The sequence below is a fragment of the Actinomadura sp. 9N215 genome, assembly GCF_044326345.1.
GTDB lineage: Bacteria > Actinomycetota > Actinomycetes > Streptosporangiales > Streptosporangiaceae > Spirillospora.
Genome location: NZ_JBIRBA010000002.1, coordinates 529867 through 556090, shown reverse-complemented (window position 1 = coordinate 556090; position 26224 = coordinate 529867). Strand labels below are relative to the sequence as shown.

The following is a 26224-nucleotide window of genomic DNA, read 5'->3' as shown; positions in this document are numbered from 1 at the left end:
TCAGGCTCGGGGGCGGACGGGTCGGGTCGCGGGGCGGGGGCCCGGTCAGCCGCTCTTGCGGACCTGGCCGGGGTCCGACACCGGGACGCCCTGGATCGGCTCGCCGGAGCCGAGCGCGCCGCGGGGGCGCCGCTCGCCGCCGTCCGCGCCCTCGCGCTCCAGCCTGGCCGCCTCCTCGCGGAGCTTGGCGGCCTTGTCCCGCGACTCGGCGCTCTGGTCGGGCTGCGCCTCGGCCTTGGCCGTCTTGTCGCCGTCGTCGTCGTCATGCAGGCCCTTGGTCTCGGCCTTCAAGATCCGCGCCGACTTGCCCAGCGACCGCGCGAGCGTCGGCAGCTTCGTCGACCCGAACAGCAGCAACACCACCGCCAGGATGATCAGAATCTCGGTCGTGCCAAGTCCAGCCATGACAATCCTCTTCAGCAGGGTCCTCACGGACGCGGGTCCTCAGCACGATCGTACGCCCCCCTCGGACGGTTGCGCCGCACGCGCTTCTTCCAGGCGGGACAGTTCACCGCGCAGCGCCGACTGTTTCGGGGCCAGCCGCCGCCTGGTGCGCTCCAGTTCACGACCGAAACGCCGCACTCCGAGCCACACCCGGAACGCGCAATAGGCGAGCACGGCCAGGCCGACGAAGCCCAGCGACACCGACACCGCAACCCACGCCACGCCCGCAACGGTAGCCGATAAGCCCCCGCCGCAATAGCGCCCCCAGCCCCAGACCAGCCCGGAGCGGGCTCAGGCCAGGCCGTAGCGGGCGAGGGCGCGGGTCGCGTCGTCGCGGATCCCGGACGCGAGCCGCTCGGGCGCCACGACCCGGCCCTGGTCGCCGAGCCGCAGCGCCAGGCCCCGCACCCACCGCGTGTCCGGCGTCCGCAGCACCACCCGCAGGCGCCCCTCCCCGAGGTCCTCCACCGACTCGCACGGGTAGTAGTCGGCGACCCAGCGGCCCCGCGGCGTCAGCTCCAGCGTCACGGCCTCGTCCTGCGGGGACGGGCGGAACAGGCCCGCGTCCACGTCGATCGGCTCCGCGTCGTCCGGGACCTGCGCGGGGACGTCCAGCACGTCCAGGTCGGCGATCCGGTCCAGTTTGAACAGCCGCACCGCCTCCGCCCGGCGGCACCACCCCTCCAGGTACGTGCTGCCCTCCACCACCAGCAGCCGCATCGGGTCGACGTCCCGCTCGGTGTTCTCGTCCCGCGCCGGGACGTAGTACGTCAGGTGCACGCGGCGGCCCCGCGCGAGCGCGTCGCGCAGCATCCCGAGGCCCGTCCGCTCCGGGTCGGCGGACCCGCCGCCCCAGGCGTTCACCTCCACCGAGACCTGGCTCGACACCGACGCCGCGGCGCCCGCGGCGGTCTCCAGCTTCGCGATCACGCGGCTGAGCGCGTCCCGGTCGTCCAGGCCGGGGATCCCGGCCAGCATCCGCAGCGCCACCAGCAGCGCCGACGCCTCGTCCACCTTCAGCCGCAGCGGCCGCGCGATCGACTCCGCCTCCGCCACCGTGATCTCCCCGCCCTCGTACGACAGGTCGATCGGGCAGTACGGGTCGGGCGCGCGCAGCTCCACGCACCACAGCAGGTTCAGGTCGTCGATCAGCTGCTTCTCGGTCACCCCGAACGCGGCCGCGGCCTCGCCCAGCGCGACCGAGTCGCGGTTCACCACGTACGGGACGAGCGCCAGCAGCCGCCCCAGCCTGTCGGTCGACGTCGTCGCCGCGGCCTTCGGGGTCATCGGCCGTTCACCCGCCCGTCCATCGCGTCCGGCGGCCCTGGCGGAACCTCCGGCGGGGGCCCGCCGCACGCCAGCACCGACTTCAGGTGCTGGATCACCGCCTCCCGCAGGTCGGGCGGGTCGAGCACCACGACGTCGTCGGCGAACCGCGCCAGGTACGGCGCGAACCGGTCCACGTCGCGGAACGTCAGGACGGCCTCGTCCCACGCCCCGTCGCCCGTCTCGTCGCCCGTCTCGTCGTCCACCGGGCGGACGTCGCGCGCCCAGCGGCGCGGGCCCTGCGCCGCGCCGCGCCGCAGCCGCACCGTCGCCGGTCGCGGGTCGCTCACCGGGTCGCCCCAGTCGAACGCGATGCGCCGCACGTCCACGCCGTCCGGGACGGTCACCGACCCGGCCGCGCCGTCCGCCGCGACGTCCCCGACGATCCGGCTCAGCCGGAACACCCGCTGCTCGTCGCGGTCCCGGTCGAACCCGACGACGTACCAGCGGCCCCGCCGCGACACCACGCCCCACGGCTCCAGGTGCCGCCGCGACGCCGACGTCCGCCCGATGCCCTGGTAGTCGAACGCGACCGGGCGGCCGTCCCGCACCGCCTCCCACAGCGCCGGGAACGCCGGGTCGTGGGTGTTGACGCGCGGCTCGATCCCCACCGCCGTCGTCACGTCGGTCTCCACCCCGGCCGCGCGCAGCTTCAGCAGCGCGCCCGACGCCGCCTCCGCCATGCTCGCCCGCTGCCACACCCGCGCGGCGAGGCCGAGCACCGCCGCCTCGTCGGGCGTGAGGTGGATGTCGGGCAGCTCGTAGGCCTGCGGCGGGATCCGGTACCCGATCTCCTCACCGCCGCCGCCCTGCTGGTCGCTGCCGACCTCCAGCGGGACGCCGAGCTCGCGCAGCTCCTCCTTGTCCCGCTCGAACATCCGCTTGAACGCCTCGTCGGAGTCCGGATAGCCGGGCACCGCCCGGCGGATCTGCTCGGCCGTCAGATAACGCCGCGTGGCGAGCAGGCAGACCACCAGGTTGAGCAGGCGCTCGGTCTTACGCCGAGACACTTCGCCATCACCTCTTCGCTCCGTCTTCGCTCCGTCTTCGCTCCGTCGGCCTCGGACCGCCCCCGGCGGGCCTGAACGTCCCCGCACCCGCCGCTCAGGACGCTACCGTTTCCCGGTGTGATCCGATGGCGCAAAGGCACAGTTGAGGGCATCCGGCGCGAATGGCCCGGGGCGGTCGAGCTGACCGTCTCGATCGGGGACGACGGCACCTGCCGCGCCCTGGCCTACCCCGCCCTGGTGGGACGGCCCGAAACGGGAGATACCGTCCTGCTCAACACTACGGCCTTGGCGATGGGCCTCGGGACGGGCGGCTACGCCATGGTCGTCGCGATCCCCGACCGGCTCCCGCCCGACCCGTCCGGACCCGGCCACCTCGTCAAGGCGCGCTACACGCCGCTGCAGGCCACCGTCCTCGGCGCCGACGAGCAGGACTCCCCCCACCACGCCGCCCTCCGCGACGCCGACTCCCTCGGCGGCATGCCCGTGATCGTCGCCGATCTGCACTCCGCGCTGCCGCCGATCCTGGCCGCGCTGCTGGCGGAGCGGCCGTCCGCGCGGGTGGTGTACGTCATGCCGGACGGCGGGGCGCTGCCGTCGTGGTTCTCCATGTCCATCGCCCAGCTGAAGGAGGCGGGCGCGCTCGCCGCCACCGTGACCGTCGGGCAGGCGTTCGGAGGCGACCTCGAAGCGGTGACGGTCCACACGGGGCTGCTCGCGGCGCGGCTCGTCCTGGACGCGGACGTCGCCGTCCTCGCCCAGGGGCCCGGGAACCTCGGGACGGGAACCAAGTGGGGTTTCTCCGGGGTCACGGCGGGTGAGGCCGTCAACGCCGCGTCCGTCCTCGGCGGACGGCCCGTCGGGTCGCTGCGCGTCTCCGAGGGCGACAAGCGGGAGCGCCACATCGGCGTCTCCCACCACTCGCTCACCGCCTACGGGCGCGTCGCCCTCGCTCCCGCCGACATCCCCGTCCCCGAACTCGGCGGCGAGTTCGGCGCCCGTGTCGCCGCCGGCGCCGCCCCGCTCGGCGACCGGCACCGGCTCGTCCCCGTCGCCGTCGACGGCCTGGCGGACGCGCTGCGGGCCGCCGAGAAGGACTGGGGCGTCCGGCTGTCCACCATGGGCCGCCGGCTGGACGAGGACCTCGCCTACTTCCTCACCGCGGCGGCCGCGGGACGCCACACCGCCGCCCTCCTCGCCTGACCCCGCGCCCTTCCAGGAAGCCGTCCGCTCGGGCCGTCCTCAGGAGGCCGTCAGCTCAGCGGCCTCCGCGTCCGCGGTCTCCGCGTCCGGGGTCGTCGCCTCGGCGGCCTCTTCGGCGGTGAAGGACGAGTTGAAGGTGAACGCCCGGGGTGTCGGGCCGTGCTCGCGGATCAGGGCGAGGCGCTCCAGGGCCTCCTCGACCGTCGGGACGTGGCCCGCGGGGATCCACCACATGACGAGATGCGCCTCCACGTGCCGCTGGAACCACTCCCGGCGCCGCCGCATCGTCTCCAGGTGAGCGCTGCGGTAGACGAAGTCCCACAGCGAATCGGCGGACTCCCACACCGAGAAGTTGATGATCACGTCCTCGCCGGCGGGACGCATGCCGGTGGCGTCGGCCTCCCCCTCCCCGACCAGCCGCCACACGAATCCGGGCGCGGCGTCGGCGAGCGCGTTGACGGGGTCGAGCCGCGCGACGAACTCCGCCAGCAGCGGGTCGTCGAGCGGGGCGAGGAGCGTGCCGACGTTGAACTGGGCCAGGTGGTACTGGGACGGCGCGTGATCGGTCATGGGGCACAGTCCAGCACGGCCGTAGCTTCTATGTCAATCTTCATTATTTTTAGACTTTTCGGCCGCGACGCAGCACCAGCCCCGCCGCGGATCCATCCGCACCCGCACGTCCGAACCCTCCACCAGCCCCTCCAGCAACGCGAGATTCAGCCCGCACACGAGCGGCGGGAACTGCTCGGCCACCGCGTGGAACGGGCAGTTGCGCATCCGGACCACCGCGCCGCCGTCCCCGCCCTCCTCCCGGACGGGACCGTAACCGCGGGCCGCCAGCACCTCCGCGACCTCGTCCAGACCGCCGCACACCCCGGACGCGCCGCGCAGCGCCCTGCCCTTGCGCCGCGCCGCGTCCTGCACCTCCATGTCGAGACCCGCCATCTCCGCAGCCTCCGCCAGCAGGCCCGCGGCCGTCCGGTAGTCGCGCGCCGGGACCGACACCGCCCGCTCCGCCGCCGACGCCCGGTACACCTTCGCCGGACGCCCCGCACCCGGCCCCGAACGGCCCGTCAGCCGCCTGCTGCCCGCCTCCAGCAGCCCCGCGTCCACCAGCTTGTCCAGATGGAACGCGGCGAGCGTCCGCGCCACCCCGGCCGCCTCCGCCGCCTCGTTGCGCCCCACCTCACGGCCCTGCGCCGCCACGAACTCGTACAGCCGCCGCCGCACCGGATCCTGCAGCAGCGCGATCGCCTCGATGTCCTCCACGCCACCATTCTAAGAACAACGAGAATCCCGAATAGAGCGCGGCGCCCGTCAGTGGGCGCCGAGGAGGTCCACGACGAACACCAGCGTGTCGCTGCCCCTGATCCCGAACTGCGCCAGGCCCTTCGACCCGTACCCCAGCGAAGGCGGCACCACCAGCAGCACCCGGCTCCCCACCCGCTGACCGACCAGCCCCTGATCCCACCCCTTGACCACCTGACCGGTACCGATCAGCAGCCCGTACGGATGCCCCGCCGACCACGACGAGTTGAACTCCTTGCCGTCCCGCCAGAAAAACCCCGCGTACTGCAACGCCAGCAACTGCCCCGCACGCACCGCCGGACCGTCCCCCCGCACCAGCGTCCGCACCTGCAACCGCTTCGGCGGCGCCGCACGCGGCACCGCCACCGCCGGAGCCCGTCCAGGCGCCGCCTCCCCCACCCTCGGCAGCCCCGGATCCGTCAATGGCGCCTGCTTCGCCCCATGCGGGCCCGCCGTCCTCGAATACACCGCGCGGACGTCCAGCACGTACACCAGCGTGTCGTCCGCGCCCACCCGATGCTTCGGATCGCCCTTCGCGCCGAAACCGTCCCCCGGCGGAATCCGCGCCACCACCCGCGCCCCCGGACGAGCCCCCACCAGCGCCTTCGTCAGCCCCGGCACCAGCTGCCCCGTCGGGAACGCCCCCGGCTGACCCTTCGCGTAACTGTCCGCCAGCAGCTTCCGCCCGCCGTCGTTCCAGCGGTAGCCCACATAGTCGGCCACCACCAGATCACCCTTGCGCGCCGCCGACCCCTTCCCCTTCGTCAGCGTCTTCACCGCGAGAGAATCCGCCGGCGCGCCCTTCGGGAACTCCACCTCCGGCAGCTTCCCGAAATCACCGCGCACCGACACGTCCACGTCATCGCCGCCCGAACACGACGCCGACAACGCCAACGGCACGGCAAGCACCACGACCACCGAAACAAGCCGAACACGACGACGTACACGGCGCATACAGGAATCCTTCGAGGGGCCGGCCACGCTACTGCGCGCTCACCCTACCGCCCTGGTGACCGGCCAGTAGCGACCAGTGGGCAAGTCCCCCGCGAACCCGTCACATACCGGCGATGAGCTTGTCGACCCGCTCGTCCACCGACCGGAACGGGTCCTTGCACAACACCGTCCGCTGCGCCTGATCGTTCAACTTCAGATGCACCCAGTCCACCGTGAAATCGCGCCGCTTCTCCTGCGCCTTCCGGATGAACTCCCCGCGCAGCCGGGCCCGCGTCGTCTGCGGCGGCACCGACTTCGCCTCGAAGATGTCCAGATCCCGCGACACCCGGTCGACCGAACCCCGCTTCTCCAGCAGGTAGTACAGCCCACGGTCACGGTGCACATCGTGATAGGTGAGATCCAGCTGCGCGACGCGCGGCGACGACAACGGCAGATCGTACTTCCGCCGGTACCGCTCGATCAGCTTGTACTTCGTCACCCAGTCGATCTCACGCGACACCAGATCGAGGTCGCCCGTCTCCACCGCCCGCAGCGTCCGCTCCCACAGCTCCAGCACCCGCTTCGACGTCGCGTCCCCGCCGCGCGAGTCCACGAAATCCCGCGCCTTCCCGAAGTACTCCTTCTGGATCTCCAGCGAGCTCGCCTCGCGGCCGTTCGCCAGACGCACCTTCCGGCGGCCGGTCATGTCATGGCTGACCTCCCGGATCGCCCGGATCGGGTTCTCCAGCGTCAGGTCGCGCATCACCACCCCCGCCTCGATCATCCGCAGGACGAGGTCCGTCGCGCCCACCTTCAGCAGCATCGTCGTCTCGCTCATGTTCGAGTCACCGACGATCACGTGCAGGCGCCGGAACCGCTCCGCGTCCGCGTGCGGCTCATCCCGGGTGTTGATGATCGGCCGGGAACGGGTGGTCGCCGAGGACACGCCCTCCCAGATGTGCTCCGCCCGCTGCGACACGCAGTACACCGCACCGCGCGGCGTCTGCAGCACCTTCCCCGCACCGCAGATGATCTGCCGCGTCACCAGGTACGGGATCAGCACGTCCGCCAGCCGGCCGAACTCGCCGTGCCGCCCCACGAGATAGTTCTCATGACAGCCGTACGAGTTCCCCGCCGAGTCCGTGTTGTTCTTGAACAGGTAGATGTCGCCGGCGATGCCCTCCTCCCGCAGACGCCGCTCCGCGTCCACGAGCAGCCCCTCCAGGATCCGCTCACCGGCCTTGTCGTGCGTCACCAGGTCCACGACGCTGTCGCACTCGGGCGTGGCGTACTCGGGGTGGCTGCCCACGTCCAGGTACAGCCGCGCACCATTGCGCAAGAACACATTGCTGCTGCGGCCCCACGACACCACCCGCCGGAACAGATAGCGCGCCACCTCGTCCGGTGACAACCGCCGCTGCCCCCGGAAGGTGCAAGTGACGCCGTACTCGTTCTCAAGCCCGAAGATGCGCCTGTCCACACCCCGACCCTATGCGGCACAGACCCGACTTGGCAGTCTCTCCAGGCGTCCGTTTCCCCCCGAACACCACAACCGCCGCACACACGACAGAACCCGCCGCCGAGGGGCGGCGGACACCACCCCGCAGCGGCGGGCCACACCGCGGCCGGACCCCTCACCACCTGGCGGAACGCCACCTGGCGGGACGTCCGGCTCGCGGATCAGTCCTCGTCCTTCTCGGCGCCCTTCGAGCCCCCGGCGTCCTTCGGGCCCTCGGCGCTCTTGGGGCTCTCGGGGGGTTCGGGGAGATCGAGGAGGTCGTCGTCGTCCGTGCCCGAGTCCGTGTCCGCTCCGGCGCCGCCCCCGGCGTCCTTCGCGCCCGGCGCGCCCTCCGGCGTCCCCTCGTCCGCCGACGACAGCAGGTCGCCGATCCGCGCCGCCGCCAACCGCCTGAACAACCGATGCTCACGGTTGCGGTCCAGCACCGCGACCTCCAGCGACGTCGCCTCCAGGCGCCGCTCCGAATCCTGCGCCTCCAACGCCCGCACCGCCGTCCGCAACGCCGCCGCCAGCGACGAACCCTCCCGGTAGCCGTCCTTCAACGACTGCGCCACCGCCTCGGCCTGGCCCCCCATCGCCACATAGCCGTGCTCGTCCGCCACCGAACCGTCGAACGTCAACCGGTAGATCTGGTCCGTCTCCGTGTGGTCGCCCACCTCCGCGACCACGATCTCCACCTCGTACGGCTTGTTCGTCTCCGTGAAGATCGTCCCCAGCGACTGCGCGTACACGTTCGCCAGACCGCGCGCCGTCACGTCCCGGCGGTCGTACTGGTACCCGTTGATGTCCGCGTACCGGACACCCCCCAGCCGCAGATTCTCGAACTCGTTGTACTTCCCCACCGCCGCGAACGCGATCCGGTCATAGATCTCACTGATCTTGTGCAGCGCCCGCGACGGATTGTCCGCCACGAACAGGATGCCGTCGTCGTACTGCAGGACGACGACGCTGCGGCCACGCGCGATCCCCTTGCGCGCGTAATCCGCCTTGTCCTTCATCTGCTGTTCGGGCGACACATAGAACGGCATGGACACCGGTCAGGATCCCTTCTAACGCAGCGGGGCGGTCGGCCCGCCCGGCGACTCGTAACGACCATCGACGACGGCCTGCGCCAACGCGCCCACCTCGTCCTCGCCCAGCCGGTGGTACCCGTCCGACGTCACCGACGCCACCACAGGGAAGATCCGGCGCGTCAGATCCGGCCCACCCGTCGCCGAATCGTCATCGGCCGCGTCGTACAACGCCTGCACGCACACCAGCGCGGCGTCCTCCGCCGACAGGTCCGCACGGTACAGCTTCTTCAACGCGCCGCGCGCGAACACCGAACCCGACCCGACCGAGTAGAACTCCCGCTCCTCGTACCGGCCGCCCGCCGGGTCGTACGAGAAGATCCGGCCCCCGTCCCGCTCCTCGTCATAGCCCGCGAACAGCGGAACCACGGCCAGCCCCTGCATCGCCATGCCCAGGTTCTGCCGCACCATCGTCGCCAGCCGGTTCGCCTTGCCCTCCACCGACAGCGGGCGGCTCTCACGCTTCTCGTAGTGCTCCAGTTCCACCTGGAACAGCCGCACCATCTCGATCCCGATGCCCGCCGTACCCGCGATCGCGATCGCCGAGAACTCGTCCGCCCGGAACACCTTCTCGATGTCCCGCTGCGCGATCATGTTCCCCGCCGTCGCCCGCCGGTCCCCCGCGACCACCACCCCGCCGGGGAAGCCCACCGCGACGATCGTCGTCCCGTGCGGGATGTCGTCCCCCGCCCGCGACGCCGGCGGCGTCCGCCTGCCGGGCAGCAACTCCGGAGAGTAACCCCCCAGGAACTCCGTGAACGACGACGTGTCCGGGTTCGCGAACAACCCCGGCAGACGCCCGGTGTGCGAATCGTGGGACGCCACGCGACTCCCTTCCCTCCACCATGGCACCGGCACCCTGCCCAACCCCACCGGCGCTGACCACTACGACCCTACTGTTCAAGGTCGCCCGCGCGCATGCCGCATGATCCCCGGCCCAGTCCGCCCACGGCGAACCCGTGCCCGTCCGGACGTCCGACACGCCGAATCGGCGCTCAGACGGGGCTCACGGCCTTTTCCGGGCCCAGGCCGTCCCATGTCGGCATGTCGAGGTCCTCGTCGAACGGCAACGTCCGCTTGCGGTACTGGCCGTCCTCTTCCCAGAGCGCCTTCCAGCCGCCCCTGGGAACCGACGCAGGGTCGACGTCCGGAACCGTCAGCGACAGCCGCGTGCCGCCGTCCTCGCCCGTCGCCGTCCGCACGAGACGGCCCTCCACGTAATCGGCCGCACGACGCAGGGCGATCGGATCGTCCCTCAGCTGCCCCATGCCCGTGTTACACGCCGAACACGGCATTCCGCGCACCGCGCCGCTCACGTGGTCATGGTCGACGTGTTCGGCCGGGAAACCGAAGCACACCGCACACTGGCCCATCTGCACCTTGAGGAGCCACTCCCTGTCCTCATCGTTGAGCCCGTACTTCTGGCGCAGGTGGTAGTGGCTCGCCGACTGCGTCGTGTTCCCCCGCGTCCGCCAGAACGGGTCCCAGCGGACGCGTTCCGGGCCTCCGAACACCGGAGCACCGATCTCGATGCACATCCGCCGTGCGTGGGACCCCCGTAGCTCCAGGTAGTCCGCCGCGAGGCGAAGCCGGTCGGCGTCGTCCTCGAACTGGCCAAGGCCCCCGTTGCACTTGAAGCACAGGATGCGGCGGACGAGACCCGTCAGGTGGTCGTGGTCGACGTGCTTCGCGGCCGCGCGGAGGCAGATGACGCAGACGCCGCCCTGCTCGGCGATCATCTGGTCGACCTGCTCCTCGGTGACGCCGTAACGAAGCTTGAGGAGATAGTTGCGGCTGCTCCCGTGGTTGCGGTCCCTGCCCTCGGTCATGGCCTCCTGGTGGCACGGACGGCAGTAGTGGGCGAGCCCCAACGAGTTCGCCCGGTTACTTCCGAACTCCGTGACCGATTTGATCTCTTTGCACCGCGCGCAGTACTTCATCCCTTCCGGGACGTCCGAGTATCTCCGATATGGCCTGGTCGACTTACCCGCCGCTGCCTGCTTTTTCCGGTATGAACGACTGTTGCGCAGCCCGAAGCAGGGCTTGCAGTAGTAGGCCAGGCCGTCCTTGGCGTGCTTCTGCTTCCAGAACTCTGTCGCGGGTTTGATCTCACCGCAGTCGCAGCATTTCTTCGAACGCATGGGCGAGACTTTATCCGTCTCGCCCACGCACTTTCCAGTCGCTTTTATGTTTCGTGAGCTATGCCCGACAATGTCCGCCGATTAATGACTCGGATAAATCGGACATACCAGGATCACTCACCGCCCTTTTGGATATAGGCCCTTACGAAATCTTCTGCGTTCTCTTCTAGTACTTCGTCTATTTCGTCCAGAATTGAGTCCACGTCGTCAGTGAGCTTCTCTTGGCGCTCCTGCGCGTCCTCGGTGGTCGTGGCCTCGGTCTCCTCGACCTCTTCCGTGCGCCGAGTGGTCTGCTTCTGACCGCCGGTGTCCTTCGTGGCCATTCCGTACCTCCCGCTCTGGCCGGTGCCCTCGACCCTATCTCCGATCTTGGACGGCGAGCGGATCTTGGACGTCCGTTTCGCCGCCTCGGCCCGGGGACCGGGGGCATGCTCGGGTTATCGCCCGCCGGCCGGCCACTGAAACGGGCATACCGGTCACGATACCGAGACATCACCTGTTTGTGCAGGTCAGGCGCTATTGGAACGCTCGATAGCGCAACTATCCAATGGGCGGTTGAAGGCCGGACGGCCGTTGGGCGCAGGGGGCTGAGAGGCCGTGGGTCAGCTCTGGCCGGTGAGGGTGGCGACGAGGTCGGCGGCGGTGCGGCAGCGGTCCAGGAGGGCGCCCACGTGCTGCCTGGTGCCGCGCAGGGGCTCCAGGGTGGGGACGCGCTGCAGGGACTCGCGGCCCGGGACGTCGAAGATGACGGAGTCCCAGGAGGCGGCCGCGACGGAGTCGGCGTACTGGCGCAGGCAGCGGCCGCGGAAGTAGGCGCGGGTGTCCTCGGGCGGGTCCTCGACGGCGGCCTCGACCTCGGGCTCGGTGACGAGGCGGTCGACGCGGCCGCGGTCGACGAGGCGGTTGTAGAGGCCCTTGTCCGGCCTGATGTCGGTGTACTGGAGGTCGACGAGCTGAAGGCGCGGGTGGGACCAGTCGAGGCCGTCGCGGCTGCGGTAGCCCTCCAGGAGGGAGAGTTTGGCGACCCAGTCGAGTTCGCGGGACAGCTGCATGGGGTCGTCGCCGAGGCGGTGGAGGACGGACTCCCAGCGGTCCAGGACGTCCTTCGTCATCTCGTCGACGTCGGCGCCGAAGCGGTCCTCGACGTACTTGCGGGACTGCTCGAGGTACTCCAGCTGGAGCTGGACGGCGGTCATCTTGCGGCCGTCGCGGAGGGTGAGCAGATGCTTGCAGGACGGGTCGTGCGACACGGCGCGGAGCGCGGCGACGGGCATGTCGACGGAGAGGTCGACGGTGAGGAAGCCGTCCTCGATCATGGCGAGGACGAGGGAGGTGGTGCCTAGCTTGAGGTAGGTGGACAGCTCGGCCATGTTGGCGTCGCCGATGATGACGTGGAGGCGGCGGTACTTCTCGGGGTCGGCGTGGGGTTCGTCGCGGGTGTTGATGATGGGGCGTTTGAGGGTGGTCTCCAGGCCGACCTCGACCTCGAAGAAGTCGGCGCGCTGGCTGATCTGGAAGCCGTCGCCGCGGCCGTCGACGCCGATCCCGACGCGGCCCGCGCCGGTGACGACCTGGCGGGAGACGAAGAACGGGGTGAGGTGCCGGACGATGTCGGCGAAGGGGGTCTCGCGGCGCATGAGGTAGTTCTCATGGCAGCCGTAGGAGGCGCCCTTGTTGTCGGTGTTGTTCTTGTAGAGCTGGATGGGGTGGGTGCCGGGGACCATGGCGGCGCGTTGCGCTGCGTCGGCCATGACGCGTTCTCCGGCCTTGTCCCAGATGACGGCGTCGCGGGGGTTGGTGCATTCGGGCGCGGAGTATTCGGGGTGGGCGTGGTCGACGTAGAGGCGGGCGCCGTTGGTGAGGATGACGTTGGCGAGGCCGAGGTCTTCGTCGGTGAGCTGGGTGGGGTCGGCGACCTCGCGGGCGAGGTCGAAGCCGCGGGCGTCGCGGAGGGGGTTCTCCTCTTCGAAGTCCCAGCGGGCTCTGCGGGCCCGTGCGGCGGACGCCGCGAGGTAGGCGTTGACGACCTGGGAGGAGGTCACCATCGCGTTGGCCCCTGGCTGCCCGGGTACGGAGATGCCGTACTCGGTCTCGATGCCCATCACCCGCCGAACACTCATATCGTCGAGCCTATCGGGGCCGGCGGGGTGGAGCCATGGGGCCGGGTGTTCGCGGGGGGTGTGGCGGGGCATGCGTGCGCGGCGGCCTCGTGTGGGGAGGCCGCCGCGCGTGTCGCGCCGTTGGTCGGGTTACAGGTATTGGCCGGTGTTGGCGACGGTGTCGATGGACCGTCCTGCTTCGGAGCCCTTGGTTCCGGAGACGAGGGTGCGGATGTAGACGATGCGCTCGCCCTTCTTGCCGGAGATGCGGGCCCAGTCGTCGGGGTTGGTGGTGTTGGGGAGGTCTTCGTTCTCGCTGAACTCGTCGACGCAGGCGGCGAGGAGGTGAGTGACGCGGAGACCTTTCTGGCCGGTGTCGAGGAATTGCTTGATGGCCATTTTCTTGGCGCGGTCGACGATGTTCTGGATCATGGCGCCGGAGTTGAAGTCCTTGAAGTAGAGGACTTCCTTGTCGCCGTTGGCGTAGGTGACTTCGAGGAAGCGGTTCTCCTCGGTCTCGGCGTACATGCGTTCGACGGTGCGCTGGATCATGGCTTCGACGGTGGCTTCGTTGGAGCCTGCGTGTTCCTTGACGTCGTCGGGGTGGAGCGGGAGTCCGCCGAGGATGTACTTGGAGAAGATGTCCTTGGCGGCTTCGGCGTCCGGCCGTTCGATCTTGATTTTGACGTCGAGGCGGCCGGGGCGCAGGATCGCGGGGTCGATCATGTCCTCGCGGTTGGAGGCGCCGATGACGATGACGTTCTCGAGGCCCTCGACGCCGTCGATCTCGCTGAGGAGCTGGGGGACGATGGTGTTCTCGACGTCGGAGGACACTCCGGATCCGCGGGTGCGGAAGATGGAGTCCATCTCGTCGAAGAAGACGATGACGGGGGTTCCGGCGGAGGCCTTTTCGCGGGCGCGCTGGAAGACGAGTCGGATGTGCCGTTCGGTTTCGCCGACGTACTTGTTGAGGAGTTCGGGGCCCTTGATGTTGAGGAAGAAGCTCTTGCCTTCCTGGCCCGTCTTGTCGGCGACCTGTTTGGCGAGTGAGTTGGCGACGGCCTTGGCGATGAGGGTCTTGCCGCAGCCGGGCGGCCCGTAGAGCAGGACGCCCTTGGGGGGCCTGAGCTGGTGCTCGCGGAAGAGGTCGGCGTGCAGGTAGGGCAGTTCGATGGCGTCGCGGATCATTTCGATCTGCGAGCCGAGTCCGCCGATCTCGTTGTAGGAGATGTCGGGGACCTCTTCGAGGACGAGCTCTTCGACCTCCGCCTTGTGGATCTTCTCGTAGGCGTATCCGGAGCGGGGTTCGAGCATGAGGGAGTCGCCGGCGCGGAGGGGGACTCCGCGGAGCGGCTCGGCGAGCTTGACCACGCGTTCCTCGTCGGCGTGCGCGATGACGAGGGCGCGTTCGCCGTCGTCGAAGAGTTCCTTGAGCATGACGACCTCGCCCTGCTCTTCGAACTTGAGGGCCTCGACGACGTTGAGGGCCTCGTTGAGCATGACCTCCTGGCCGCGCTGGAGTTCGTCGACGTCGACGGCCGGGCTGACGTTGACGCGGAGTTTGCGTCCACCGGTGAAGATGTCGATCGTTCCATCGTCGCGGGATTCGAGGAAGACGCCGAATCCGGATGGTGGTTGTGCGAGCCTGTCGACCTCCTCCTTGAGCGCCACGATCTGCTCGCGAGCCTCTTTGAGGGTCGCTACGAGACGCTCGTTCTGACCGGTTACGGCGGCCAGGTTGGCCTGTGCCTCATGGAGGCGTTCTTCCAGAACACGTACTTGGCGCGGGGATTCCGCGAGCTTGCGGCGCAGCACGGAGATCTCCTCCTCCAGGAAGGAGATCTGCGTTTGGAGGTCCCTGACCTCCTTTTCGTGCTGCGCCCTTCGCGCCCCAGCATCGTCACGAGCGGCCACGCCCCGTCACCTCCTCACGAAGAGAGCCGACGACCTACTGAGACCCTACCTATCTGGAGGGCTTCCGTAACCTGCCCATTCGGTGTTCGTGTCGTGCGGGGGTCTTCCGGGAGGGTTGGGAGGGGTGCTGTGGGGGCGGGGTGGGTCGGGGTGTTACGGGGCTTGGACCTGGGGGTTTGCGGGTGCGGGCGGGGATGCGGCGGGTTTGCGCGGGTTCGGTGGTGGCCGGGGTGGGAAACGGTGGTGTCGCGTCGTGGTGGCGCGGCGTGGCGCGGGGCCGGCGGGCGGTGCGGCGGAGTGTGATCTACGACTCGGTGGGGTGGCCGGGCGTGGCGGCGCCGTCCTGCGGGGTGTCCCCGGGGGCCTGCTGGGCCGGGTGGGCGGCTTTGGCGGGACGGCGGCGGCGCGCGGGCGGGGTGACGCCGTCGGCGAGGCGGCGGGCGGTGACGAGGAACCCGGTGTGGCCGATCATGCGGTGGTCGGGGCGGACGGCGAGGCCGTCGACGTGCCAGGTCCGGAGCATGGTCTCGGAGGCGTGGGGCTCGGCGAAGGCGCCGTGGGCGCGGAGGTCCTCGACGACGCGGGACATCTGGGTGGTGGTGGCGACGTAGGCGCAGACGATGCCGCCGGGGACGAGGGCCTTGGCGACGGCGTCGAGGCATTCCCAGGGGGCGAGCATGTCGAGGACGACGCGGTCGACGTCGGTCTCGGCGAGGTGGTGTTCGAGGGCGCCGACGGTGAGGCGCCAGGCGGGGTGGGGGCCGCCGAAGAACTTCTCGACGTTGGCGCGGGCGATGTCGGCGAAGTCGGGGCGGCGCTCGTAGGACGACAGGAGGCCGTGCTCGCCGACGGCGCGGAGGAGGAAGCAGGTGAGGGCGCCGGATCCGGCGCCGGCCTCGACGACGCGGGCGCCGGGGAAGATGTCGGCCATGGCGACGATCTGGGCGGCGTCCTTGGGGTAGACGACGGCGGCGCCGCGGGGCATGCGGAGGGCGAAGTCGGCGAGGAGGGGGCGGAACGCGAGGTATTCGGTGCCGCCGGTGGAGCGGTAGACGGTCCCTTCGGGGCTGCCGATGATGTCGTCGTGGGGGACGGAGCCCTTGTGGGAGTGGTACAGCTTGCCGGGCTGGAGGGTGATGGTGTTGATGCGGCCTTTGGGGTCGGTGAGCTGAACCTGGTCTCCGGGCCGGAACGGGCCGTGGGGTGCGCGGCCGGGTGCGGATGCGGGGTCGTTCGGCTGGGGTTCGCTCATGAACGTCAAGGCTAGCGGCGGGTGCGGGCCGGTCAGGCCGCCGTCCGGCCGCTGTCGTGGGGCCGCGCCGCGGCGGGTGCGGCGGATTCAGACGCCGGCGAAGGCCCGGTCGATGTCGGACGTGGCGAGGACGCCGTAGACGCGGCCATCGGGTTCGACGAGGAGGTACTCGGAGGCGGGGGCGCGGCGGAGCGCGTCCATGAGCTCCTCGCCGGTGATGTCGGCGGGGAGGGTGAGGTGCTCGTCGACGCCGCGGGAGAGGTCGCCGGCGCTGATCCAGGGGCGGCGGTGCTCGGGGGTGGCGGTGACGGCCTTCTCGCTGACGAGTCCGAGGGGGCGTCCGTCGTGGTCGGCGATGACGATGGCGCCGGCGTGTTCCTCGTGGGCGCGGCGGATGGCTTCGGCGAGGGGGACGTCGGCGGTGACGAGGGTGGCGCGGCGGGCGAGGCGGCGGGCGGACAGCAGGGGGATGCGGTCGCGGACGTGCTCGGCGCGGATGGCCTGGGTGGCGCCGACCCAGATGAAGGAGGCGACGAGGGCGGACCAGAGCAGGGCGAGCCAGCCGGTGCCGCCGCCCGCGCCGGCGCCGTAGGTGGCGAGGAGGGCGCCGGCGACGAGGGTGGCGACGGCGACGCCGCGGCCGACCCAGCCGGCGATGATGGCGCCGCTGCGGCTGCGTCCGGTGGCCTTCCAGACGGCGGCGCGGACGAGGCGTCCGCCGTCGAGGGGCAGCCCGGGCAGGAGGTTGAAGACGCCGACGAGGAGGTTGGCGAAGGTGAGGGCGTCGACGAGGAGGAGCGCGACGTCCGACAGCGGGAGGACGGCGTGGGCGAGGAGGCCGATCCCGGCGAGGACGAGGTTGACGAGGGGTCCGGCGAAGGCGATGAGGAATTCGCGTCCGGGGGTGGGGGCCTCGCGTTCGATGGCGGTCTCGCCGCCGAGGACGTGGAGGGTGACGGACCGGACGGGCAGGCCGAACGCGCGGGCGGTGACGGCGTGGCTGAGTTCGTGGACGAACACGGAGCCGTAGAGGAGGACGGCGTAGGCGAACGCGACGAGGTAGCTGAGCGGGCGTTCGACGACGTCGTGGACCTGTCCTTCGAACATGACGGTGACGAGGACGGCGACCAGGAACCAGCTGGGCGAGACGTAGACGGGGACGCCGAAGAGGCGGCCCATGAGGAGGCCGGGCCGCGGGGTGGGGCCGTCGTCGGGGCCGGGTTGGCCGGCGGGCGTCTTGCCCTCGGTCGGGGGCGCGCTGTGTGTCACGTCACCGATGCTACGGCCCTGGTGCCGCGGGCCGGCCGGGTGGTGCGGGTCGGGGGCGGCGGCGGGGTGCGGGATTTCGTCGGGGGCGTCGCCTAGTGTGCTGTGCCATGACGACGACCGAGGCGGGTAGTGAGACGTCCGTTCCGTCCGCGGGCGGCGAGGTCGGGCCGGCGGGGGCGGAGGCCGGACGGGCGGGGCCGGAGGTCGGATCTGCGGAGGTGGAGGCCGGGGCGCCGGCGGCGGGTGTGGAGGTGGTCGGGTCGTTGTCGCCGTCGCGGGCGAGCGATTTCATGACGTGTCCGCTGCTGTACCGGTTCCGGGTGATCGACCGGCTGCCGGAGCGGCCGAGCGCGGCGGCGGCGCGGGGGACGCTGGTGCACGCGGTGCTGGAGCGGCTGTTCGATCTTCCGCGGTGCGGGCGGACGGCCATGGCGGCACTGGAGATGCTGGGCCCGGAGTGGGAGCGGCTGCTGGAGGCGGAGCCGGAGCTGGCGGGGCTGTTCGAGGACGGCGACGGCGGCGACGCGGAGCGCGCGGAGTGGCTGGAGCAGGCGCGGCGGATGGTGGAGCGGTACTTCACGCTGGAGGATCCGCGGCGGCTGGAGCCGGCCGAGCGGGAGCTGTTCGTGGAGACGGTCCTCGATTCGGGGTTGAAGCTACGGGGCTACATCGACCGGGTGGACGTGGCGCCCAGCGGCGACGTACGGATCGTGGACTACAAGACGGGGACAGCGCCGCGCGCCGATTTCGAGGCCCGCGCCCTGTTCCAGATGAAGTTCTACGCGCTGGTGCTGTGGCGGTTGCAGGGCCGGGTTCCGCGTCTGCTGCAGCTGATGTACCTGGGCAACGGGGAGGTCCTGCGCTACGAGCCGGACGAGTCGGATCTGCGGGCGACGCAGCGGAAGGTGGAGGCGCTGTGGCAGGCGATCCGGCGGGCGATGGACACCGGCGAGTGGCGGGCGCGGACGGGCCGGCTGTGCGACTGGTGTGACCACAAGGAGCGGTGCCCGGAGTTCGGCGGCACTCCCCCGCCGCTGCCGGCGGCGCCGCCGGTGGGCCGCCCGTCGCCCGCGGACCTGGAGGGCGCGTCCGGCGCGCAGGCCGCGGCCCGCGAACGCGACGACCTCTGACCGCTCCGCGACCGCGACGACTTCTGACCCGCCTCACGAACGCGACGGCCTCTGACCGCTACGCGACCGCGACGGCCTCTGAACCCGTCTCGCGAACGCGACGGTCTGTGACCCGCCCGTACGCGGCCCGGCGGTACGCGATGCGCCGTCCACCGCACGCCCGGCACCGCCCACCGAACCCGTGGCGAATCGTCCACCGGGCGGTCGTGGTGCGTTGGCTCGGACGTGGGGCGAGTGGGGTGGCGTGGGGCGGAGGGTGGGTTGTGAGCTTTGTGCCGTGTCGGCAGGCGTATCGCGGGGGTGGATGCGTCCTCCTTGGGGAGGACTGCGGATCCGCGTACAGGAGGGCTCACGACCTGGCGTGACCTCCTAGGGTGAGAGTCGTGTCACCCCGCATCCGTGGTCTTCATTCCTTCCGCGCCTGGCTCCAGGCGCGTCCGCAGGCAGCGGACACGCTGCTCGCGGTCGGGCTGCTGCTGGTGGGGCTGCCGCAGCTGCTGCTGCAGGACCTCCCGGAGGGCGAGGGGTTCGACGAGTTCCGGGACCCCGACGTGTGGGGCGTGCTGCTCGTCGTCGTGGTGACGATGTCGTTGCGGTGGCGGCAGCGTTTTCCGCTGCCGGTGCTGCTGTTCATCGTCGCGGGCGAGCTGGTATTGGGGTTGGCGGGGTATCCGCCGTCGGGGTCGGACGTGCTGGCGTTCCTCATCGCGATCTACAGCGTCGCCGCGCACCGCGGGCTGGCGCAGAGCGCGGTGGGCGGGGTGGTGGCGTTCACGCATCTGCTGGTGTACATCGCGATCCTTCCGGTGCAGCCGTCGCCGGTGGAGATGATGACGAACTGCATCCTGCTGATCGGGGTGTGGGTGCTGGGCCGGAACCTGCGGCTGCGGCGGGCGTACTTCGCGGAGCTGGAGGACAGGGCGGCCCGGCTGGAGCGCGCGCGGGGCACGGACGCGCGGGCGGCGCGGATCGAGGAGCGGTCGCGGATCGCGCGGGAGCTGCACGACGTGGTGGCGCATCATGTGAGCGTGATGACGGTGCAGGCGGGCGCGGCGCGGCGGATCATCGACCGGGATCCGGGGAGCGCGCGGGAGGCGATGTCCACGATCGAGGAGGTCGGGCGGACGGCGCTGAGCGAGATGCGGCGGATCGTGGGCGTGCTGCGGACGGACCGGGATCCGGAGCGGGCGGGGCGGGAGCTGGCGCCGCAGCCGGGCCTGGGCGATCTCGGGGAGCTGCTGGATCACGTCCGGGAGACGGGCCTGTCGGTGCAGCTGTGGATCGAGGGCGAGGCGCGGCCGCCGTCGCCGGGGGTGGACGTGGCGGCGTTCCGGCTGATCCAGGAGGCGTTGACGAACACGCTGAAGCACGCGGGGCCGCAGGCGCGGGCGTGGGTGCGGCTGTACTACGGGGACGGGGACCTGACGGTGGAGATCGAGGACGACGGTCGCGGCACGGCGACGTTCATGGCCGACGACGGTGACAATCCGGGGCACGGGCTGGTCGGGATGTACGAGCGTGTGGCGCTGTACGGTGGCGAATTGAAGATCGGGCCGCGGGTGGGCGGCGGGTTCGGTGTGCGGGCGCGTTTCCCGTTGGAGGCGTGAGGTCGTGGGAGGCCGTAGGTTGGGGCGGGAGCGCCGCAGGAGCGCTGTGAGGCGAGGAGCGGGGACGATGGACGGACCGGGACGCCGGAAGGACGCGGCGCGATGACGACGGTGCGGGTGCTTCTCGTCGATGACCAGCCGCTGCTGCGGACGGGTTTCAGGCTCATTCTGGAGGCGGAGCCCGACATCGCGGTGGTGGGCGAGGCCGGGGACGGCGCGGCGGCGGTGGAGATGACGCGGTCGCTGCTGCCGGACGTGGTGCTGATGGACATCCGGATGCCGGGCGTGGACGGGATCGAGGCGACCCGGCGGATCATCCGGGAGGGCGCGGCGTCGCACGATCCGAGGGTGCTGATCCTGACGACGTTCGACCTGGACGAGTACGTGATCGAGGCGGTGCGGGCCGGGGCGAGCGGGTTCCTGCTGAAGGACTCCCCTCCCGAGGACCTGGTGCAGGCGATCCGGATCGTGGCGGCGGGCGACGCGATCGTGGCGCCGTCGGTGACGCGGCGGCTGCTGGACAAGTTCGCGACGCGGCTGCCCGCGGTGCGGGACGCGTCGCCGCCGCCCGGCCTGGACACGCTGACGGAGCGGGAGCGCGAGGTGCTCGCGCATGTGGCGCGGGGCCAGTCGAACGCGGAGATCGCGGCGGAGCTCGTGGTGAGCGAGACGACGGTGAAGACGCATGTGGGGAACGTCCTGGCGAAGCTGGGGCTGCGGGACCGGGTGCAGGCGGTCGTGTACGCGTACGAGACGGGCATGAGCCGCCCGGGCCAGGGCTGAGCCCGGGCCCCGCCAAGCCTCACTCAACCTGGGGGCCGCCCAGCCTGAACCCGGGACCGCCAAGGCCGACCCGGGGGGCATCAGAGCTGACCCCGGCGGCGTCAGAGCTGACCCCGGCGGCGTCAGAGCTGACCCCGGCGGCGTCAGAGCTGAACCTGGGGTCAGGGCCGAACCCGTAGGAGGGCCTCAGGGGCGCCCCTGAGGGAGCGCCGCGCGGCCCGGCGCGGATCCGCGCGCATCGGCGCAGGTCCCGGGGACGGCGCGCGGTGGCCCGGGGCGGGGCGCGGACGTCAAGGGGCGTGAGCGCCCCGGGGCGACCCCTGGGACGCCCCTGTCTTCCGGCGGACCGGGTCTACTCCGCAGGGACGACGGGAGGACCCCGTCTAGCACCCTGGGTGGACCGGTAAGTCAGTTCCTGGGGTGCATCAAACGAGCTCGCCGGGCTTCTACTGTTTTGAACGTCGGATCGCCGGGGGAATCGGCGCGGTCCGGACGCATCCTGCTCACTCACACATGGGAGTTTCACGTGACGAACACCGCCCCATCGACCGCCGGCGCGCAGACCGCGCCCGGGGCGGGCGACTTCGCCGCACAGACCCGGCAGATCGCGAAGATGTACGGGCGCGGCGACGCCCAGGTCGTCGCGCTCGACGGGGTCACGGTCGGCATTCCCCGCGGCCGCTTCACCGCGATCATGGGCCCGTCCGGGTCCGGGAAGTCGACCCTCATGCACTGCATGGCGGGCCTGGACTCGGTGGACTCCGGCGAGGTCTACATCGGCGACACCGAGCTGACCCGGCTGAAGGACAAGCAGCTCACGCGGCTGCGCCGCGACAAGGTCGGCTTCATCTTCCAGGCGTTCAACCTGGTCCCGACGCTGACGGCGCTGGAGAACATCACGCTGCCGATGGACATCGCGGGCCGCAAGCCGGAGAAGGAGTGGCTGGACGCGGTGATCGACACGGTGGGGCTGCGGCCGCGGCTGAAGCACCGTCCGACGGAGCTGTCGGGCGGGCAGCAGCAGCGCGTCGCGTGCGCCCGCGCGCTCGCCGCCCGTCCCGAGATCATCTTCGCGGACGAGCCGACGGGGAACTTGGACTCGAAGTCCGGCGCGGAGGTGCTGGGCTTCCTGCGGGACTCGGTGCGCCGCATGGGCCAGACGATCGTGATGGTGACGCATGACCCGACCGCGGCCGCGTACGCCGACCAGGTGCTGTTCCTCACCGACGGGCAGATCGTCGACACGATGCAGGGGCCGACGGCGGAGCGGGTGCTGGAGCGGTTGAAGGGCTTCGAGACGGGCGGCGGCCGGACGGCGCAGGCCGACGCGCAGCTGCACGCGCACCCCGCCGCCGGCATGCCGGGCGGGCAGGGGCCGGGGGTCGCGGCGCGATGATGGGCAAGGTCACGCTCCGCAACCTCGCGGCGCACAAGATCAGGCTGGTGCTGACGGCCGTCGCGGTGATCCTCGGCGTGGCGTTCGTGGCCGGCACGCTGATCTTCACCGACAGCATGAACAAGCAGTTCGACGACCTGTTCAGCAGGGTCGGCAAGAACGTGGCCGTGGACGTCCGCGCCAAGAAGGTCGTGGACGGCGACGACGACGGGATGGCGGCGCAGCCGGTCCCGGCGAGCGTGCTGAAGGCGCTTGAGGGCGTCGACGGCGTGAAGGACCCGAAGGGCAACGTCACCGGGTACGCGGCGGTCGTCGGCAAGGACGGCAAGGTCGTCGGGACCGCGCAGGAGGGCCCGCCGCAGATCGGCATGAACTGGACGGGCACCGGGACGTACGACCTGGCGACGGGCCGCGCGCCGCAGGGTCCCGGCGAGGTCGTCGTCGACGACCGGACCGCGGAGAAGGGGAAGCTGGCGGTCGGCGACACCGTGCGGGTCCTCACCGCGGGCCCGCCGCAGCGGATGCGGATCGTGGGGCTGGCCGACGCAGGCAACCTGATGGGCGCGACGCTCACCGCGTTCGACACCCCGACGGCGCAGACTCTGATGCTGAAGCCCGGCTACTTCACCGACATCGAGATGGGGTCGACGGGCCCGTCGCAGGCGGAGCTGCGCGACCGGGTCGCGAAGGTGCTGCCGGGCGGGATGGAGGCGATCACCGGGGAGAAGCTGCGCGAGGAGTCCAAGAGCGACATCGCCGCGATGATGAACTTCTTCCGGACGTTCCTGCTCGTGTTCGCGCTGATCTCGATCTTCGTCGGGGCGTTCATCATCTTCAACACGTTCTCGATGCTGGTCGCGCAGCGGACCCGTGAGCTGGCGCTGCTGCGCGCGGTCGGCGCGGCCCGCGCGCAGGTGACGCGGGCGGTGATCGGCGAGGCCGTCGCGGTCGGGATCGTCGGGTCCACGCTCGGGCTGCTGGCCGGGGCGGGCCTGGCGACGATGCTGCAGTCGCAGGTCGGCGACGCGGGCGACGGCGGCCTGACGTTCACGGCGACGCCGGTGATCTGGTCGTACGCGGTCGGGATCGTGGTGACGGTCGTGTCGGCGTACTTCCCGGCCCGCCGCGCCGCGAAGATCCCGCCGGTGGCGGCGATGCGCGACGACGTGGCGCTGCCGCAGCGGTCGATGCGGATCCGGATCGCGCTCGGGTCGCTGCTGACCCTGGCCGGCGCCGGCCTCATCGGGGTGGGCCTGGCGGGCGACGGCGGCAACCCGGTGATCCCGGTGGGCGCGGGCGCGTTCGCGGTGTTCGTCGGCGTCGCGATGCTCGCGCCGGTGATCAGCGTCCCGGTGATGCGGGTGCTGGGGGCGCCGGCGGCGCGGCTGCTGGGGTCGCCGGGCCGGCTGGCGCGGCAGAACGCGCTGCGCAACCCGCGCCGCACCGCCGCGACCGCCGCCGCGCTGATGATCGGCCTGGCGCTGATCACCACGGTGAACGTGCTGGGCGCGACGATGCGGGCGTCCATCGACGAGCAGGTCGACGCGCAGTTCGGCGCCGACTACCTGGTCATGTCGGAGGGCGCGGGCGGGGTCGCCGCGGGCGCCGCGCAGAAGATCCAGGCGGTGCCGGGGGTGACGGCGGCGTCCCAGTCGTACGAGGGCGACGCCAAGATCGCCGGGAAGAACGCGTCGTACATGTCCGCCGACGCCGCCGTGATCGCGAAGGCCGCCAAGCTGAAGATCGTGTCGGGCGGCACCGACCTCGGCGACGCCGGGATGATGGTGGACGAGGACACGGCCAAGGACAACGGCTGGAAGGTCGGCTCCGCGGTCCCGGTGCAGTTCACCGACGGGAAGACCGAGCAGTTGACGATCAAGGGCGTGTACACCAAGAGCGACCTGATCGGGAACCGGCTGGTGTCCACGCAGGTGTACCTGCGGCACACGGTCAAACCGTCCGTGGACGCGATCGTGGTGGACGCGACCGCGACCACCGCGGCGACCAAGACCGCGATCGAGACGGCGCTGAAGGACTACCCGGACCTGAAGGTGTCCGACCAGGCGGCGCTGAAGGCGGACACCCGCAAGCAGGTCGACGGGTTCGTGACGTTCCTGACGATCCTGCTGGCCATGTCCGTCATCATCGCGGCCGTCGGGGTGATCAACACCCTGGCGCTGTCGGTGATCGAGCGGACCCGGGAGATCGGGCTGCTCCGCGCGATCGGGATCTCCCGGCGGCAGCTGCGCCGCATGATCCGGCTGGAGTCCATCATGATCGCGGTGTTCGGCGCGGTGCTCGGCATCGGCATCGGGGTCGCGTTCGGCGCGGCGCTGCAGAACGCGCTGGCCGACGAGGGCCTCGGCGTGCTCGCCGTCCCGTACGGGACGCTCGCCGTCTACCTGGTGGTGGCCGCGGTGATCGGCGTGCTGGCCGCGCTGTGGCCGGCGTGGCGGGCCGGGCGCATGGACGTCCTGAAGGCCATCGCCACCGAGTGACCGGCGGGGGACACGGAAGACCCGGCCCTCTCGACGAGGAGGGGGCCGGGTCTTCCGCTGCGCGCGCGAACGCCATGCGGGTGCGCGCGAACGCGATGCGGGTGCGCGGGCGCCGCGGTGCGGTGCGCGCGAACGCTGTGCCGCGCGCGGGAGCCGCGGTGCGGTGGTGCGGTGGTGCGCTCGGTGGGGCCGAGCGGTCACTCCGCCGGAGGCTCGGGGTCGTCCGCGGGGGCCGCGGCCGGGGCGACGGCGGCCTTGGCGACCGCGTCGGTGGCGCTGACCGTGGTGTTCTCCGGGAAGTGGCAGGCGGCCTGGTGGCCCGGGCTGAGCTCCACCAGCGGCGGCTCGACCTGCTTGCAGATGTCCTGCGCCTTCCAGCAGCGGGTGTGGAACCGGCAGGCGGGCGGCGGGTCGAGCGGGCTCGGCACGTCCCCCTGCAGCCGGATCCGCCTGCGCTCGCCGCGCTCGGCCGGGTCCGGGATCGGCACCGCGGACAGCAGCGCGTTGGTGTATGGGTGCATGGGCCGCTCGTACAGGTCCGACCGGTCCGCCACCTCGACGATCTTCCCGAGGTACATGACGGCGACGCGGTCGGAGATGTGCCGCACCACCGACAGGTCGTGCGCGATGACCACGTAGGTGAGGTCGAGCTCGTCCTGCAGGTCTTCGAGCAGGTTCACGACCTGCGCCTGGACGGACACGTCCAGCGCCGACACCGGCTCGTCCGCGACGATCAGCTTCGGCTTGAGGGCCAGGGTGCGGGCGATCCCGATGCGCTGCCGCTGCCCGCCGGAGAACTCGTGCGGGTACCGGTTGTAGTGCTCGGGGCTGAGGCCGACGAGCTCCAGGATCTCCTGGACGGCCTTCTTCACGCCCTGCTTGGCCTCGATGTTCTGCAGCCTGAACGGGGCCCCGACGATCGCGCCGACCGTCTTGCGCGGGTTCAGCGACGAGTACGGGTCCTGGAAGATCATCTGGAGGTCGCGGCGGAGCGGCCTGAGCCGCCCCTGCGACATCTTCGTGATGTCGTGCCCCTCGAAGACGATCTTCCCGAAGCTCGGGTCGAGCAGCCGCATGATCATCCGGCCGGTGGTGGACTTGCCGCAGCCCGACTCCCCCACCAGCCCGAGCGTCTCGCCCTTGCGGACGGAGAAGGACACGCCGTCGACGGCCTTCACGGCCGCGACCTGCCGGCGCAGCAGGCCCGCCGTGACGGGGAAGTGCTTGCCGAGGTTCTCCACCTCCAGGAGGGTCTCGCCCTCCTGGACCGGACGGGCCTCGTCCGCCGGCGTCTTCGTTGTGCTCACCACAGTCTCGTTCCCACC

23 protein-coding genes are annotated in these 26224 nt (G+C 71.2%); 6 read left to right on the top strand and 17 right to left on the bottom strand.

Features of this window, described 5'->3' with window-relative positions:
* Positions 1 to 45: 45 nt before the first annotated feature.
* The 4 genes from tatA to ACH34T_RS05225 all read right to left on the bottom strand — a co-directional run bounded on the left by tatA (position 46) and on the right by ACH34T_RS05225 (position 2780).
* Positions 46 to 405, bottom strand: coding sequence for a Sec-independent protein translocase subunit TatA (tatA, locus tag ACH34T_RS05240; RefSeq protein ID WP_395990793.1), 360 nt, complete (start codon positions 403 to 405; stop codon positions 46 to 48).
* A gap of 39 nt (positions 406 to 444) precedes the next feature.
* A complete protein-coding gene (locus ACH34T_RS05235) occupies positions 445 to 666 on the bottom strand; it encodes a hypothetical protein (protein ID WP_395990792.1) in 222 nt (73 codons plus the stop codon).
* A 69-nt stretch (positions 667 to 735) separates the two neighbouring features.
* Complete coding sequence (locus ACH34T_RS05230) at positions 736 to 1731, bottom strand: helix-turn-helix transcriptional regulator (RefSeq protein ID WP_395990791.1); 996 nt, start codon at positions 1729 to 1731, stop codon at positions 736 to 738.
* Positions 1728 to 2780, bottom strand: a complete 1053-nt coding sequence (locus ACH34T_RS05225; protein WP_395990790.1) for a helix-turn-helix transcriptional regulator — start codon at positions 2778 to 2780, stop codon at positions 1728 to 1730. The genes ACH34T_RS05230 and ACH34T_RS05225 overlap by 4 nt, the downstream gene beginning before the upstream one ends.
* A 117-nt stretch (positions 2781 to 2897) precedes the next feature.
* On the opposite strand from ACH34T_RS05225, the gene ACH34T_RS05220 reads away from it, so the two are divergent.
* The gene (locus ACH34T_RS05220; protein WP_395990789.1) at positions 2898 to 3980 is read left to right on the top strand and encodes a DUF3866 family protein; all 1083 of its coding nucleotides are present in this window, start codon (positions 2898 to 2900) and stop codon (positions 3978 to 3980) included.
* 39 nt (positions 3981 to 4019) lie between these two features.
* Here the strand turns inward: ACH34T_RS05220 and ACH34T_RS05215 are convergent, their stop codons facing one another.
* From ACH34T_RS05215 to ACH34T_RS05160, 12 genes are all read right to left on the bottom strand, one after another.
* Entirely contained in the window at positions 4020 to 4550 is a 531-nt protein-coding gene (locus tag ACH34T_RS05215) for a DUF3291 domain-containing protein (RefSeq protein ID WP_395990788.1), read from the bottom strand.
* Positions 4551 to 4583: 33 nt separating this feature from the next.
* The gene (locus tag ACH34T_RS05210) at positions 4584 to 5249 is read right to left on the bottom strand and encodes a helix-turn-helix transcriptional regulator (protein WP_395990787.1); all 666 of its coding nucleotides are present in this window, start codon (positions 5247 to 5249) and stop codon (positions 4584 to 4586) included.
* 48 nt (positions 5250 to 5297) lie between these two features.
* Positions 5298 to 6206, bottom strand: coding sequence for an FKBP-type peptidyl-prolyl cis-trans isomerase (locus ACH34T_RS05205; RefSeq protein WP_395990786.1), 909 nt, complete (start codon positions 6204 to 6206; stop codon positions 5298 to 5300).
* Positions 6207 to 6342: 136 nt separating this feature from the next.
* Positions 6343 to 7701, bottom strand: coding sequence for a Pup--protein ligase (pafA, locus tag ACH34T_RS05200; RefSeq protein WP_131971666.1), 1359 nt, complete (start codon positions 7699 to 7701; stop codon positions 6343 to 6345).
* Positions 7702 to 7901: 200 nt separating this feature from the next.
* On the bottom strand, positions 7902 to 8768 hold the full coding sequence (gene prcA / locus ACH34T_RS05195; protein WP_395990785.1) for a proteasome subunit alpha: 867 nt from the start codon (positions 8766 to 8768) through the stop codon (positions 7902 to 7904).
* Positions 8769 to 8789: 21 nt separating this feature from the next.
* Positions 8790 to 9635 (bottom strand): proteasome subunit beta, encoded by an 846-nt coding sequence (gene prcB / locus ACH34T_RS05190; protein ID WP_395990784.1) that lies wholly within the window; start codon positions 9633 to 9635, stop codon positions 8790 to 8792.
* A 170-nt stretch (positions 9636 to 9805) separates the two neighbouring features.
* Positions 9806 to 10951 carry an endonuclease VII domain-containing protein gene (locus tag ACH34T_RS05185; protein ID WP_395990783.1) on the bottom strand — a complete coding sequence of 382 codons (1146 nt, stop codon included), beginning with the start codon at positions 10949 to 10951 and terminating at the stop codon, positions 9806 to 9808.
* A 113-nt stretch (positions 10952 to 11064) separates the two neighbouring features.
* Positions 11065 to 11274, bottom strand: coding sequence for a ubiquitin-like protein Pup (locus tag ACH34T_RS05180; protein WP_138650583.1), 210 nt, complete (start codon positions 11272 to 11274; stop codon positions 11065 to 11067).
* Positions 11275 to 11553: 279 nt separating this feature from the next.
* The gene (gene dop / locus ACH34T_RS05175) at positions 11554 to 13071 is read right to left on the bottom strand and encodes a depupylase/deamidase Dop (RefSeq protein WP_395990782.1); all 1518 of its coding nucleotides are present in this window, start codon (positions 13069 to 13071) and stop codon (positions 11554 to 11556) included.
* A gap of 129 nt (positions 13072 to 13200) precedes the next feature.
* Positions 13201 to 14964, bottom strand: a complete 1764-nt coding sequence (gene arc, locus ACH34T_RS05170) for a proteasome ATPase (RefSeq protein ID WP_395990781.1) — start codon at positions 14962 to 14964, stop codon at positions 13201 to 13203.
* A gap of 304 nt (positions 14965 to 15268) precedes the next feature.
* Positions 15269 to 16216 carry a tRNA (adenine-N1)-methyltransferase gene (locus ACH34T_RS05165; protein WP_395990780.1) on the bottom strand — a complete coding sequence of 316 codons (948 nt, stop codon included), beginning with the start codon at positions 16214 to 16216 and terminating at the stop codon, positions 15269 to 15271.
* 87 nt (positions 16217 to 16303) lie between these two features.
* Entirely contained in the window at positions 16304 to 17485 is a 1182-nt protein-coding gene (locus tag ACH34T_RS05160) for a site-2 protease family protein (RefSeq protein WP_395990779.1), read from the bottom strand.
* Positions 17486 to 17592: 107 nt separating this feature from the next.
* Between ACH34T_RS05160 and ACH34T_RS05155 the strand changes: the two genes are divergently transcribed.
* From ACH34T_RS05155 to ACH34T_RS05135, 5 genes are all read left to right on the top strand, one after another.
* Positions 17593 to 18615 (top strand): RecB family exonuclease, encoded by a 1023-nt coding sequence (locus ACH34T_RS05155; protein WP_395990777.1) that lies wholly within the window; start codon positions 17593 to 17595, stop codon positions 18613 to 18615.
* A gap of 383 nt (positions 18616 to 18998) precedes the next feature.
* Positions 18999 to 20222 carry a sensor histidine kinase gene (locus ACH34T_RS05150; RefSeq protein ID WP_395990776.1) on the top strand — a complete coding sequence of 408 codons (1224 nt, stop codon included), beginning with the start codon at positions 18999 to 19001 and terminating at the stop codon, positions 20220 to 20222.
* Positions 20223 to 20324: 102 nt separating this feature from the next.
* Positions 20325 to 21005: a response regulator gene (locus tag ACH34T_RS05145; protein WP_395990774.1), complete on the top strand. Its 681-nt coding sequence runs from the start codon at positions 20325 to 20327 to the stop codon at positions 21003 to 21005.
* 526 nt (positions 21006 to 21531) lie between these two features.
* Entirely contained in the window at positions 21532 to 22401 is an 870-nt protein-coding gene (locus ACH34T_RS05140) for an ABC transporter ATP-binding protein (RefSeq protein WP_395990773.1), read from the top strand.
* Positions 22398 to 24899, top strand: coding sequence for an ABC transporter permease (locus ACH34T_RS05135; protein ID WP_395990772.1), 2502 nt, complete (start codon positions 22398 to 22400; stop codon positions 24897 to 24899). Before ACH34T_RS05140 ends, ACH34T_RS05135 begins: the two co-directional genes overlap by 4 nt.
* A gap of 197 nt (positions 24900 to 25096) precedes the next feature.
* Here the strand turns inward: ACH34T_RS05135 and ACH34T_RS05130 are convergent, their stop codons facing one another.
* Positions 25097 to 26206, bottom strand: a complete 1110-nt coding sequence (locus tag ACH34T_RS05130) for an ABC transporter ATP-binding protein (RefSeq protein WP_395990771.1) — start codon at positions 26204 to 26206, stop codon at positions 25097 to 25099.
* Positions 26207 to 26224: the final 18 nt, after the last annotated feature.